This is a genomic window from Christiangramia echinicola DSM 19838 (assembly GCF_000423065.1).
GTDB lineage: Bacteria > Bacteroidota > Bacteroidia > Flavobacteriales > Flavobacteriaceae > Christiangramia > Christiangramia echinicola.
In genome coordinates this window covers 1-13,440 of the sequence record NZ_AUHG01000011.1, presented here as the reverse complement: position 1 = coordinate 13,440, position 13,440 = coordinate 1, and the positions used below count along the sequence as shown (strand labels likewise).

11 protein-coding genes and 2 tRNA genes are annotated in these 13,440 nt (G+C 37.9%); 3 read left to right on the top strand and 10 right to left on the bottom strand.

Annotated features, from left to right (window positions below; all coding sequences use genetic code 11):
* The first annotated feature begins 119 nt into the window (after positions 1-119).
* Together gldJ and G530_RS0105040 are read left to right on the top strand one after the other, a co-directional pair.
* Entirely contained in the window at positions 120-1,814 is a 1,695-nt protein-coding gene (gldJ, locus tag G530_RS0105045; RefSeq protein ID WP_026933497.1) for a gliding motility lipoprotein GldJ, read from the top strand.
* Between the two features lie 65 nt (positions 1,815-1,879).
* Positions 1,880-3,172, top strand: a complete 1,293-nt coding sequence (locus G530_RS0105040; RefSeq protein WP_026933496.1) for a UDP-N-acetylmuramoyl-tripeptide--D-alanyl-D-alanine ligase — start codon at positions 1,880-1,882, stop codon at positions 3,170-3,172.
* Between the two features lie 173 nt (positions 3,173-3,345).
* Here the strand turns inward: G530_RS0105040 and G530_RS0105035 are convergent.
* The 9 genes from G530_RS0105035 to G530_RS0104995 form a co-directional block, all read right to left on the bottom strand.
* Positions 3,346-3,420: transfer RNA gene (locus G530_RS0105035), tRNA-Val, on the bottom strand.
* Positions 3,421-3,795: 375 nt separating this feature from the next.
* Positions 3,796-3,870 (bottom strand) — tRNA-Val (locus G530_RS0105030).
* 144 nt (positions 3,871-4,014) lie between these two features.
* A complete protein-coding gene (locus G530_RS0105025; RefSeq protein ID WP_026933495.1) occupies positions 4,015-4,836 on the bottom strand; it encodes a hypothetical protein in 822 nt (273 codons plus the stop codon).
* Positions 4,837-5,010: 174 nt separating this feature from the next.
* Positions 5,011-6,231: a bifunctional folylpolyglutamate synthase/dihydrofolate synthase gene (locus tag G530_RS0105020; protein ID WP_026933494.1), complete on the bottom strand. Its 1,221-nt coding sequence runs from the start codon at positions 6,229-6,231 to the stop codon at positions 5,011-5,013.
* A complete protein-coding gene (locus G530_RS0105015; RefSeq protein ID WP_026933493.1) occupies positions 6,232-7,056 on the bottom strand; it encodes a hypothetical protein in 825 nt (274 codons plus the stop codon).
* A gap of 1 nt (position 7,057) precedes the next feature.
* Positions 7,058-7,450: an ExbD/TolR family protein gene (locus tag G530_RS0105010; RefSeq protein WP_026933492.1), complete on the bottom strand. Its 393-nt coding sequence runs from the start codon at positions 7,448-7,450 to the stop codon at positions 7,058-7,060.
* A gap of 1 nt (position 7,451) precedes the next feature.
* Positions 7,452-8,153 carry a MotA/TolQ/ExbB proton channel family protein gene (locus tag G530_RS0105005; RefSeq protein WP_026933491.1) on the bottom strand — a complete coding sequence of 234 codons (702 nt, stop codon included), beginning with the start codon at positions 8,151-8,153 and terminating at the stop codon, positions 7,452-7,454.
* A gap of 113 nt (positions 8,154-8,266) precedes the next feature.
* Positions 8,267-9,493: a Glu/Leu/Phe/Val dehydrogenase dimerization domain-containing protein gene (locus G530_RS0105000; RefSeq protein WP_026933490.1), complete on the bottom strand. Its 1,227-nt coding sequence runs from the start codon at positions 9,491-9,493 to the stop codon at positions 8,267-8,269.
* A 65-nt stretch (positions 9,494-9,558) separates the two neighbouring features.
* A complete protein-coding gene (locus G530_RS0104995; protein WP_340139844.1) occupies positions 9,559-10,686 on the bottom strand; it encodes an anhydro-N-acetylmuramic acid kinase in 1,128 nt (375 codons plus the stop codon).
* Between the two features lie 28 nt (positions 10,687-10,714).
* On the opposite strand from G530_RS0104995, the gene G530_RS0104990 reads away from it, so the two are divergent.
* The gene (locus G530_RS0104990) at positions 10,715-11,857 is read left to right on the top strand and encodes an acyl-CoA dehydrogenase (protein WP_026933488.1); all 1,143 of its coding nucleotides are present in this window, start codon (positions 10,715-10,717) and stop codon (positions 11,855-11,857) included.
* A 73-nt stretch (positions 11,858-11,930) separates the two neighbouring features.
* Here G530_RS0104990 and G530_RS17690 read toward each other — a convergent pair.
* Positions 11,931-13,440: T9SS type A sorting domain-containing protein (locus tag G530_RS17690; RefSeq protein WP_035715941.1), on the bottom strand; the 1,510-nt coding region annotated here is incomplete at its 5' end.

Genomic DNA, 13,440 nt, shown 5'->3' with positions numbered 1-13,440 from the left:
AGCATATCAGAGAGTTATACGATCTTTACTACTTTCATAATTAACAAAATAATCTTGTACATTTATCGTTAATTAGTATATTGCAGAGCCTAAATTTCTATCATAAAGAAGGAAATCATATGAAATTGAATGTAGCTTTAAAAGGCGTTATTGCTGTAGTTTGCGGCCTTAGTTTACTTAGTTGTAACAAATCCAACAATTACAAAAATACCTCCCGTGCCACCGGTTGGGATATAAATTCTGACGAAGGTGGATTTCAGTACAATACAGATTATAAGGAACAGGATGCTGCTCCGGGATTAGTTTTTGTTGAAGGTGGTACCTACACTATGGGGCGTGTTCAGGATGATCCAATGCACGACTGGAACAACACTCCAACACAACAACATGTACAGTCTTTCTATATGGATGAGACTGAAGTTACTAATAAAATGTACCTGGAATACCTTGACTGGTTAAGAAGAGTTTTCCCACCTAGTGAGGAAAATTATAAGAACATTTATAATGGAGCCCTTCCAGATACACTTGTGTGGAGGAATAGGCTAGGTTATAATGAAACCATGGTTACAAATTATCTACGCCACCCTGCCTATGCTGAATATCCTGTAGTGGGAGTTAGCTGGATCCAGGCCGTGGAATTTAGTAAATGGAGAACAGACCGTGTAAATGAAAGCAATCTTGAAAGCGAAGGCTTCATAAAAGAAGGTGCCAGATATACAGATGTCAATGCATCTACCACTTTTAATACAGACACTTATATTCATACGCCTAGTAAGGCTTATGGTGGTAACACCGAAATTAGCCAGGGTGGAGATGAAGCCCAGGACAGGCTGAATGATGTAAATGAAGCCGGAAATCCTATCAAAAAGGTATACCCGGGCAGAGAAAGCGGTTTGATATATCCAGAATACAGACTTCCAACTGAAGCTGAATGGGAATATGCTGCATTAGGACTTGTAGGAATAAGAAACTATAATACTTACCGTGGTAGAAAAAAATATCCATGGGATGGACAATACACCAGAAATGGTGATGTTAAGAAAATGGGTGACCAGCTAGCCAACTTCAAACAGGGAGATGGTGATTATGGTGGAATTGCCGGATGGAGTGATGATGGAGCAGATATTACTGCTGAAGTAAAAAGCTACGAACCAAATGATTTTGGTCTTTACGATATGGCTGGAAACGTTTCAGAATGGGTAGCAGATGTTTATCGCCCTATAGTAGACGACGAATTTAACGACTTCAACTATTATCGTGGTAACGTTTACACCAAACATGAGATCAATGAAGATGGTTCTGTAAAGGTTGTAGGAACAGATGATATTGTCTATGACACACTTAGTAATGGAAAGTTAGTAGCTAGAAACTTACCAGGTGAAATTGCTCAAACAGCCGTTACAAAGGAAGATACTTACATGAGAACTAACTTTACAGAAAGTGATCAAAGAGATTTCCGTGATGGAGATAAAAGTTCAAGCAGATATTACCAGCCTTTCCAGGAAGTAGATGAAGATCCTGCAAAAAGAATGTACAACTCTCCTACTTATGATAATTTCTCTTACGCAGATAGCACTTCTGAAGGAGCTATTTCTGAAAGAGGGTACGACAAAGAACAAAGAACCACTCTTATCAGTAACGAAGTTAGAGTATATAAAGGAGGTAGCTGGAGAGATAGAGCTTACTGGCTAGATCCTGCACAGCGTAGATTCTTCCCAGAGGATATGGCAACAGACTATATTGGATTTAGAAATGCAATGTCCAGAGTTGGATCAAAATCCTTAGATAAAAATAAGACTGCAAGAAGTAATTAATTTCTGTAACATAAAATATACTTAAAGCCCTAATTTGTTTAGGGCTTTTTTTATAGATTTATTTTATGAATACAGCTAGACTCCATCAACGTTTCCTGCTTTGCACAGGTGCAGACACAGATACTCGTAAAATCACAAATAACAGTATGTTCTTTGCCCTTACCGGGGACAATTTTAATGGAAATGAATATGCTGAAGAGGCATTAAAGAAAGGAGCCCGTTATGCAGTTGTAGATGATAAGAAATATGCCAGGAACAAAGAAGACTATATAATAGTTAAGAACACCCTGGAAACATTACAGAAACTTGCACTTTTCCACCGAAATTTTCTTAGGCTACCTATTCTAGCCATCACGGGGAGCAATGGAAAAACTACCACCAAAGAGCTTGTGAATTCTGTCCTTTCTAGAAAATTTAAAACTGTTGCTACCACGGGGAATCTAAACAATCATATTGGCGTACCACTTACATTACTGTCAATGGATAATCAAACTGAGTTTGGAATTGTGGAAATGGGTGCAAACCACCCGCAGGAGATTGAATTTCTCTGCTCCATAGCCAATCCAGATTATGGCTATATCACCAATTTTGGAAAAGCACACCTGGAAGGTTTTGGAAGCCTTGAAGGGGTCATACAGGCGAAAACTGAGTTATACAGATTTCTCCAGGAAAAACATAAATTAATATTTCTGAATGTTGATGACGAAGTCCAGATGAAACACAGGAATTACAACCACACCTTTAGTTTTGGAGAAAGCAGACATGCAGATGTAAAGCTTAATTATCAATCTGGGTTAGCTAATGCACAGCTAAACTATAACAACACAGATTTTAAAAGCAAGTTAACCGGAAATTACAATGCTACCAATATGGCTGCAGCGCTTTGTATTGGCCTATACTTTAAAGTTGAATTTTCTGAAATACAAAAGGCAATTGAAAGCTATAATTCAGACAATAACCGCTCCCAGTTAATTAAAAGTGGCAGCAATATAATTATCCTTGATGCGTATAACGCAAATCCAACTAGTATGTTCGCTGCCCTGGAAAATTTCAAAAGTCTAAGAACCGATAAGCAGAAAATCGCAATTTTAGGTGACATGTTCGAGTTAGGAAGTGCAGCACCTACAGAGCACCAGGTCATCGCAAATTATGTGAAAAACAGCGATTTTTCTGAATCATACCTTGTTGGTAATAATTTCAAGAACACTGATTCAAATAATAATTTCATTTTTAGATTCAGAGATACGGACCATTTAATAGAACACCTGCAGGGCAGCAATTTTCAAAATTGCTACTTCCTTATAAAAGGTTCCAGAGGCATGGCCCTAGAAAGAACTTTAGGTTCTATAAAAAAATAAGAGCTATGCTGATATTTATTTTTTCACTGATTGAAGCAAATACATTCTCCAATCTTCTTTTATCTGAATGGCAATAAACAGATATAAAGCTTCATAATAGATTAAAATGATCTATTGGAATATATATTCCCCAAAATAATAAAACCTCACCATTAAGTGAGGTTTTATTATTGTGAAGTGTACTGGATTCGAACCAGTGACCCCTACCCTGTCAAGGTAATGCTCTGAACCAACTGAGCTAACACTCCAAATTTCGAGCTAATATAATGATTAACTGAAACGAATCTTGATAATATAAAAAAATAGCAACACGACTTTACCTATTACAGCAGAACAACCCCGTCTTATCTGAATTATAACCTGTAAGCGGAATCCGCAGAAAGATTTGTGTTATAATACTAACTATCCCAAATCCATCATAATTCACACATAATACTGTAGATTCATGCACATTATCCGTTCATTACCGAAACAATCCTCTAGCTTATAAGTATAACTAGCTTTAAAAAACAGAATCTCAGGATCTAGTTTTATAAATCACACGGAAATAACCTGGTCCACGAAGATAATTTAATACTATAAAATAAAAAAGGCTTCCATTTCTGGAAGCCTTTTCGACTTTGTGGGCGCGAAGGGATTCGAACCCCTGACCCCTTGGGTGTAAACCAAGTGCTCTGAACCAACTGAGCTACGCGCCCTTGCGTGATTGCGGATGCAAATATAGACTAGAATTTCAATTACACAAAACAATTTGAACGAAAAATAAAATATTTTTTACCATTGAAAATTCCAGCATTAAAAATTAAAAAAGGCCCTGAACCAAGCAGCTCAGGGCCAGTTGATTATTTCATTAATTCAGGTACACTGCGGTAGACGTAATCTGAATGTTTACCTGTAAAAAGTTTATTCATTTCTTTCATAAACTCTCCTCTTTCATTTTCATCATTCCAGGCAGAGGCCGCCAGTTCTTCCTGTTCTTCAAAAAACTCTTCTATCTCTCCAAGTTTATCAAAAACATATACTTCACTCATTTCCCGGCTATTAGACCCCCACAAATGTCTATGAGTATAGTAGCCCTTAAGTTTCTTACTCTTCTTGGTCACTTTCTCATAATACTCCTTGAATTTTTCAGGCGAACCTTTTCCGTCCATCGCAAGATCACTACTTCTCACATAAAAGATCCTGGATTCATCCGATTCCGTTTCTGGAATCATATAGCTCATAGACTGGTAAATCTCATCCTTATGATCTGCTTTATAATAACTGGATTGCTTATCAAAGAATGCCTGCCTTTCATCTTCATTAGGCCAGGCTTTTTCAATTAACTCCATATTTACATCATTTGCCTTTTCGATGTCTTCCCAGGTTCTGTAGACACTAACCAAAACAACTTCAGAATTATCTGCAGTAAAATAGTGAGTATAGACTCCTGAACTAATAATTAGATCGTTCTTACTGGTAACATTCTCGAAATACTCTTTTTCGGTTTCTAACCAATCTGAGAAATCGGCATCTGGATTATCGCTCCAGTGCGTAGTTGTCATCGTGATGTAAACGGGTTCATAGGCTTGCTCCTGTGACTGTTCAGTTTCTTCCTGACTCATGGCAACTCCGCTAAGAGAGATCATGAATACAAAGACTAATAGTTTTGCAATTGTTTTCATTTTTAGTTGGATTTTTTGTTAATAAAAATCATAGCTAAAAAGTTGACTAACGCAGTAGGGATGGGTTATAACACAAGAAAGTTATAAGGCAGGATGGGGGATTCTATTTTAATTTATTGTTAAACAGAGTGTTATAAAGATAAGTTAAATTTTACATCTACCTAATCTTTTCAATTATAAAGCTTCAGCAACTGTAAAATTACTTCCTCCAATAAAGATTACGTCTTCATCTAAAGCCTCTTCTTCAGCAGCTAAAAAAGCCTCATGAACGCTTTCATAATTATCACCTTCGAGGTCGTAATTTGAAGCTGAATTCTTTAAAAGAATTGAATCAAGCCCTCTGGGAACGTCTGGTTTAGAGAAGTAATACCTAGCCTCTTTTGGAAATAAAGGAAGAATAGTACTAAGATCTTTATCATTTACAACCCCAAGTACAATATGTAATTGCTGAAATTTCTCCTTTTTCAATTGTTTTAATACCAGCTTTAATCCTTCTGCATTATGAGCTGTATCACAGATCACTTTTGGTTTTTCCCTGATCACATCCCATCTTCCCTGAAGTCCCGTATGCAGTTTTACGTTTTGAAGACCATTTATTAAAGCCTCTTCGGAAATTTCCCAACCAAGATCCTTACTCACTTTTAAAGAGGATAGTGCAGTTCTTAAATTTTTCTTCTGGTACGATCCTTTTAGATCAGTTTGATACTTGGGAAAAGAGTTGTCCTGTGCGAAGTAAATTTTAGAGTTCTGTTCCTTGGCACTTTTTCTGAAAACCTCTTTGGTTTTTATATGCTTCTCTCCTATTACCACAGGTATTTCTTCTTTGATTATACCTGCTTTTTCAAATGCAATGGCACCTAGATCTTCACCCAAAAATGCCGTATGATCCAATCCTATATTAGTAATCACAGAGAGTTCTGGCGTTATAATATTAGTAGAATCCAATCTACCACCCATACCGGTCTCTATAATGGCTATATCTACCTTCTCATTAGCAAAATAGTCAAAAGCCATACCTACGGTCATTTCAAAAAAACTAAGCCTATTCTGCCCTAGAAAGATTTGATTTTCTCCTATAAAAGAAATAACCTTTTCCTGAGAGATCATTTTTCCATCGATCCTGATCCTTTCCCGAAAATCTTTTAAATGTGGTGAAGTGTATAGACCTGTCTTAAATCCTGCCGATTGAAATACCGAGGCCAGCATATGACTTACCGATCCCTTACCATTAGTCCCGGCAACATGAATACTCTTAAATTTGCTTTCTGGATGATCTAGATGTTCTGCAAGCTTCAAGGTATTAGAAAGATCTTTTTTGAAAGCCTGTTTACCTATTCTTTGATACATAGGTAACTGCTGAAACATCCAATCAACAGTATCTTGATAAGTTTTCAATTACTCGGTGAGTTTAAAGTCGTATATAATTGTCCCTACCTGGGTAGCAGGTGCATTGGAATCACTATTAAATCTTGTAGCTAATGCAGCTCTTTTTGCCGGCCCGGTTAGACAGGCAGCGCTATTCGTAGTCCCTTTCATTCCAGGCTGCGCACTTATTACACGACCTGTTTGATCTACCACTATCTTAACCACCACAATTCCAGATTCATTACAATCCTGCACGAACTTTTCTTTGTTTAAAGCCTTACGTCCTCCCAGTCTGTAATTACCATCTCCATCTAATCCAGCACCCTGACCATAATATGAACTGGCCTTAGGATCTCCATCTGGACTTCCTTTATCACCAGCTACATTATCATTTCCTTCCCCTCCAGTAGCTGTTCCAGATCTCTCCGGACCGTTCAATATACTACTTAACGCGTCATTAGTAGATTTATCTGGTTTTGGATCTGGCTTCTTAACAGGTTTTGGAACCTCTTTTGGAGGCTCTGGCTGCTTGGTTTCTAAAGGTGTAGGTTTCTTTTTCTTCTTTTCGATCACCGGAGCTTCTTCGATGTCCTGAGTCACCACTTCCTTCTCGATCACAGGTTCAGATTTTACCGGCTGGGCTGTTGACTGTTTAGGGGCAGATTTCACAGGCTCTTTAGGCTGTTCATTGCCAGAACCAACTTCAGAAGTTCCAAAATTAATGGCAATACCGCTTTCAGGTGGTGGATCAAGATATGTAAGGCCGAAAAATATTAAAAGAAGTATTAAAACCACATGTAATACTACCGTGATCGTAAAAGATTTCTTCTCATGTTTAGTTTCCAGCATCGACATTCTATTCGGGTTTTACCGCTAATACTATCTTATAGCTATTTCGGTTTGCAATATCCATCACATTCACCGCCTTTTCAATAGGCACTCCTTCTTCAGCTCTTAGAATAATGGTAGGATTTTCTTCTCCCGCCAAACGACTTTTCAAAGTAGATTCTAATGCGCTATTACTTATTCTTTCACTATTAATATAAACCTGAAGATCTTTGGTAATACTAACAGAAAGAGTTGTCTTGCTTGTCGTCTTACCTTTCGCTTTTGGCAGAATAAGATCCAAAGCCTCAGGAGTTATCACCGGTGAGGTTAGCATGAAAAAGATGAGCAGTAGAAAAACTACATCTGTCATCGAACTCATGCTAAACTCCGGACTTATTTTATTTCTTCCTCTTAAATTCATATTAAGCAGGTTCGTTTAGAAGATCCAGGAAGTCTACCGCGGTAGCCTCCATTTGATGAACCACTTTATCTGTTTTTACAACCAGGTGATTATAACCAATATAGGCGATAATACCTACAATTAAACCTGCTACTGTAGTCGTCATCGCAGTATAGATACCTTCTGCAAGGGCTCCCATCTGTGCCTGGCCACTACTTGTTGCCAGTTCATGAAATGCAAGCACCATACCAATTACAGTCCCAAGGAAACCAATCATTGGTGCTGCTCCTGCTACCGTAGCAAGAATACTAACATTCTTCTCTAGCTTATATACCTCCAGGCGCCCGGCATTTTCAATGGCTGTGTTTATATCTTCTAAGGGACTACCAATCCTGGAGATCCCTTTTTCAGTTAGCCTGGCTACCGGTGAATCGCTTTGTGCACATCTCATCTTTGCAGATTCGATATTTCCATTTAAAACGCTGTCTTTAATTTGAAGCATAAAGTTCTTATCTACTTTACTGGCTGCCTTGATGGCAAACAATCTTTCAAAATAGATGTAGACTGCCGCGAATAAAAGAACAAAAAGAATAATAATAATAATTTGACCGCCAAGACCTCCACTAAACATTAGATCGAATAATGATAGAGTCTTTTCTTCTACGATCGGCTCTGCTGCCTGAGCAGCTTCGGCTACCTCGTCCTGCTGAAAAAAGTTAAGCATATGTATAAATGGGTTTTTTAATGTAACGTGCTTTAATGATATTAATTGTCAGCCAAATTTAATTAATCAGCATCTCGGTTTTACGTGCAGTGGTAAAATGTTTGCACAAACTTTTAAACAAGCTGTTTTAGAGCGACTTCGAAAGCTGTTTTACTGATGTTCGTCTTACTGCTATTATTATCAAAAGTATTCTGAATAGCATTCTTAATGGTCATAGAAGTATCATTAAAAATTGCCTCATCGGTCATTTGAACTCTTCTTTCCATAAAATAAGCGAAGACTCTGGCCATTCCGCAGTTTGAAATAAAATCTGGAATTAGACTTACGCGCTCATCGGTATACTCCATAATTGGTCCAAAGAAAATTTCTTTATCTGCAAAAGGTACGTTAGCACCACAGGAAATCACCTCTAGTTTTCTATCGATAAGGTTGGTGATCTGGTCTTTAGATATCAATCTTGAAGCAGCACATGGAGCAAAAATTTCAGCATCTAGCTTCCATACTTTTTCATTTACCTCTTCAAAAGGGATTACATTATCATGTCTCAACGCATTTCCATCTTTATCCAGGAACATCTGCTGGATCTCTTCAAAGCTGAACCCTTCTTCATTTATAAGTCCGCCGGCACGATCTATAATCCCAACGATCTTAGCTCCCATTTGAGATAGGTAATAAGCGGCTGCAGAACCAACATTTCCAAATCCCTGAACGATAGCTCTTTTTCCTTTAATATCGCCACCATAGATGGTATAGTAATGATGAACAGCCTCAGCCACACCATAACCAGTGATCATATCTGCAACCGTATATTTTCTACTTATATCTGGAGAAAACTTAGTGTTTTCTAAAACTTTTATCACCCCTTGTCTAAGCTGACCAATTCTATTGATCTTATCTGCTTCGGTCGGCTGAAAGTGTCCGTTAAAAACTCCTTCTTGCGGATGCCAAACACCACAATCCTCAGTAATTGGAATTACTTCATTGATCTCATCTACGTTAAGATCCCCTCCCGTTCCGTAATAACTCTTCAGAAGCGGAGAAACTGCTTTATACCAACGCTCTAAAACACCTTTTTTACGAGGATCTGCAGGATCAAAATTAATTCCAGATTTAGCCCCACCAATAGGAGGTCCTGAAACAGTGAATTTCACTTCCATAGTTTTGGCCAGGGAAAGCACCTCATTCTGGTCCAAACCTACTCTCATTCTGGTACCACCTCCAGCAGCACCTCCTCTAAGAGAGTTTATCACTGTCCATCCTTCAGCTTCAGTTTCAGAATCTTTCCAGTTAAATACAATTTCAGGCTCTTTATTTTCGTATACTTTGAGTAATTCTTTCATTTTTGAAATATTTTGAAGCAAATATAAAAAACTAAGCAGGCTACTTTGAGAATTTGGTAAAATTTTCAGGGTTCATAGATCCTTCCTGAGGAATGATCAATTTTGGCCCCGGTAACCGAACTTAGAACATTTATTTCGCCCCTTAACTTTAGGACCCCCAGTAAAGCGAAAATAAGGGCTTCTTTAAAATCTATTACCTGATTATCTGGAATTATGAAATTACAGGAAGATCTTAATTTTAATTCTTCAATAAGATAAGTATTAAAGACACCTCCCCCGGTTAAAAGCACATCAGAACTTGGATCATTATCCAGGCTTTTTGCTATTTGTATTGCAACGTGAACGGTATAGGTTTTAAGAATTTCAGGAATTTCAATTTTATACTTTTCAATTAGTGGAAGTATATCAGAATTCACCCATTCTATACCTAAAGATTTGGGTGGCTTTTTTCGATAAAATTTAAGAGAATTTAGCTCCGCAAGCAACTCTTCATTAAGTTCTCCAGATCTGGCTAAGTTTCCATTCTCATCATATTCTTCTCCAATTTTCTGCATGAAATAATTAGAGACTGTGTTAACCGGACAAATATCATAGGCTATCCTTTGTGAATCTTTCTCCTGTGAGATATTAGCAAAGCCTCCCAGGTTTATACAATATTTATACTGATTAAAAAGTAATCTATCCCCAATAGGTACCAGTGGTGCTCCCTGACCTCCAAGCTCGACATCCTGCACCCTAAAATCGCAAACTACTGGAATTCCCAAAGCCTTACCCAGTTGTGGCAGATTCCCAATTTGCAATGTAATACCATCTTTTGGCCGATGTTTCACCGTATGCCCATGACTACAAACAGCATCCAATAGATCTATATCATTTTTTTTAATAAACTGACTGATAACTTTAGATAAATACGATGTATATTCTACATCTAATTGATGCAACGCACCGGGATCTAAATTAATAGCGGAGGATAGTTTTTGGCGCCACTCTGCTGAATATGGGATAGTTTCAGAGTTTACAATAGAAAAATCAACTTCATCATTAAAGTTTATCTCGGAAAATACAAGATCTAATCCATCAAGTGAAGTTCCAGACATAACACCAATAACACGATATTCCATTTTTTTCATATTCGTAAAAATACTCAATATCAATTGAAAAATAGGTATCAAAAGGCTATCTTTGGCGTCCAAAAATCAGTTTTTTATAAATTTCTTTTATATGGATTTTAAACTTACCGAAGAACATTTAATGATACGAGATGCCGCCCGTGATTTTGCGAAAACAGAATTATTGCCGGGGGTTATAGAGCGAGATGAAAAGCAGGAATTTCCTAAGGAACTCATTAAAAAAATGGGAGACCTGGGTTTTCTTGGAATGATGGCTTCTCCGGAATATGGTGGAGGTGGAATGGATACCATTTCTTACGTCCTGGCTATGGAAGAGCTTTCTAAGATAGACGCTTCTGCATCTGTAATGGTGTCGGTGAACAATTCTTTGGTTTGCTGGGGACTTGATACCTTCGGTAATGAAGAGCAAAAGAAAAAATATCTTTCAAAATTAACTACTGGGGAAAAACTAGGAGCTTTCTGTCTTTCTGAACCTGAAGCAGGAAGCGATGCAACTTCTCAAAGAACAACTGCAATAGACAAGGGAGATCATTATATTCTTAACGGTACGAAAAACTGGATCACGAACGGAAGTTCTGGAGACTACTTTTTAGTAATAGCCCAAACTGATAAAGAAAAAAAACATAAGGGGATCAATGCCTTTATCGTGGAAAAAGGATGGGAAGGATTTGAAATAGGTCCTAAAGAGCAAAAATTAGGAATTAGAGGAAGTGACACGCATTCACTTAATTTTAATGATGTGAAAGTTCCAAAAGAAAATAGAATTGGTGAAGATGGTTTCGGATTCAAATTCGCTATGAAAACACTTTCAGGTGGTAGAATAGGAATCGCTGCGCAGGCTTTAGGAATTGCGGCTGGAGCCTATGAACTTGCAAAAGATTATTCAAAACAACGTAAAGCATTTGGAACTGAAATTTGCAACCACCAGGCAATCGCCTTTAAATTGGCCGATATGCATACACAAATTACTGCTGCCCGGCACCTGGTAATGAAAGCTGCCTGGGATAAAGACCAGGGAGAAAATTATGACCTTAGTGGTGCTATGGCCAAATTACATGCTTCTAAAACAGCTATGGATGTAACCATAGAAGCTGTTCAGGTTCATGGTGGTAACGGTTATGTAAAAGAATACCACGTAGAAAGATTAATGCGGGACGCTAAGATCACCCAGATATACGAAGGAACATCTGAAATTCAAAAGATCGTAATTTCAAGAAGCATCCTGAAAGATTAACTTTTTTGGATTATATAAAAAGTAAAAGAGCAGCCAAATGGCTGCTCTTTCTTTTTTAAAGATTAAACTGAATTTACTTTCTCTTAGAAGAGACCACGTTTTTGGTTAATACCTCACGATCTGTCTGCATTCTAATTATATACACCTGATTTGCTTTTAGAGCGAAATCAACATCAAGCTCTTTAGTATCTCCTCTGGTTACTTTCTTATCATGATAAGTTCTAAGAAGTCTACCACTCAAGTCATAAACCTGGATCTCAACTTTCTTAGAAGTATACTCAAAGTCGTACTTAACAGTCAGTTTTTCATTGAACGGTACCGGAGAAGCACTAAAGCTACTTTCTGAAGCTTTGTTTCTACCATTACCTTTTCCTGGTTTAGTATCTTCAGGAGCATCGCAACCTTCAGAAGGTTCTGAAGTTGCTCTTGAACCACCAAGAGTACAACCAGCGTTATTCAAATCGTCTAAATAACTACCAGCTGCCCCAGCATTGTCAAAATTAGAGTTAACATATGCTATCAACTCGTCTGTAGATGGAACTTCATAGTTCACATCTTCATGACAGGTATTAAGTAATGCAGCTACAGATTGTCTACCTAAATTGTAGATTCCGCCACCACCTTGATTCAATACTTCCAGTAAGGTCATATCTGCTAATTCAGAAGGTGCATTATTAAACACTTCTCCATAAAGAGTACATGTTGAGTAACATTCCCATCTATCAGTATGATTTTTCCAGTAACCTAAGGTACATCCTTCGAACACTACGCAAATTGGTTCCTGAAGGGTAATCTCTGTTCTAGCAGAGGAACATCCGTCGTCACTAAGTCCAAAGATCACATAATTACCTGGAGGTAATACTCCGAAACCTCCAACTGGTTGTTTTACGCTATCGTAATAATCAACACCTCCACTACTAACTGTATAATTGAAAAATCCAGTATCTAAATCAGGATTTTCTCCTATTCGTATAAGTACAGACCCTGTAAGTGTCTCACAATCTGGCTCTACAACTTCTGCATTGATAATTAACTCAACTGCTGGTGGTTGCTGAATTTCAACCTGTCCCGGCTCACTAACACAACCATCTTCTCCGTACTTTATAATGAAATCATAAATTCCAACTGGAAGAGATATTGTACCATCATATAGTTCAAAATTATCTCCATCATCAAAACTTAAATAAAGATTTTGAGGATCACCAACGAAAATAAAGCTTCCATCACCGCCTATACAATCCGCTTGTTGAGTTTCAATTTCAGGGATTCCAGGTGTCGGCAAAATTTCCACATCAAACTCCGATTCATCAGCAACACAAGGAGCGGTCGCCGCAAAGTAAATGTAGATCGTCTGAGAACTGGTAATATCATCACCAGCAAACAATTCTGTTCCTGTGCCCCCAGAGCCAGTGAAATATTGGTTGCCTGCGGTAAGTGCTGGAAGCTCATAACTATCACAACGGGTTACATCATCCAACTCATCGGCAACTGGTGTATTATTAATCGTGACATCAAACTCTGACTCATCGGCCACACAAGGTGCGGTCGCTGCTGCATAGATATAGATCGTTTGGGAACTACTG

Coding starts and splice junctions, on each gene's coding strand:
- G530_RS0105010 (WP_026933492.1), bottom strand. CDS start 7,450: ATGAATTTAAGAGGAAGAAATAAAATAAGTCCGGAGTTTAGCATGAGT.
- G530_RS0105040 (WP_026933496.1), top strand. CDS start 1,880: ATGAATACAGCTAGACTCCATCAACGTTTCCTGCTTTGCACAGGTGCA.
- G530_RS0104990 (WP_026933488.1), top strand. CDS start 10,715: ATGGATTTTAAACTTACCGAAGAACATTTAATGATACGAGATGCCGCC.
- G530_RS0105025 (WP_026933495.1), bottom strand. CDS start 4,836: ATGAAAACAATTGCAAAACTATTAGTCTTTGTATTCATGATCTCTCTT.
- G530_RS0105000 (WP_026933490.1), bottom strand. CDS start 9,493: ATGAAAGAATTACTCAAAGTATACGAAAATAAAGAGCCTGAAATTGTA.
- G530_RS0105005 (WP_026933491.1), bottom strand. CDS start 8,153: ATGCTTAACTTTTTTCAGCAGGACGAGGTAGCCGAAGCTGCTCAGGCA.
- gldJ (WP_026933497.1), top strand. CDS start 120: ATGAAATTGAATGTAGCTTTAAAAGGCGTTATTGCTGTAGTTTGCGGC.
- G530_RS0105015 (WP_026933493.1), bottom strand. CDS start 7,056: ATGTCGATGCTGGAAACTAAACATGAGAAGAAATCTTTTACGATCACG.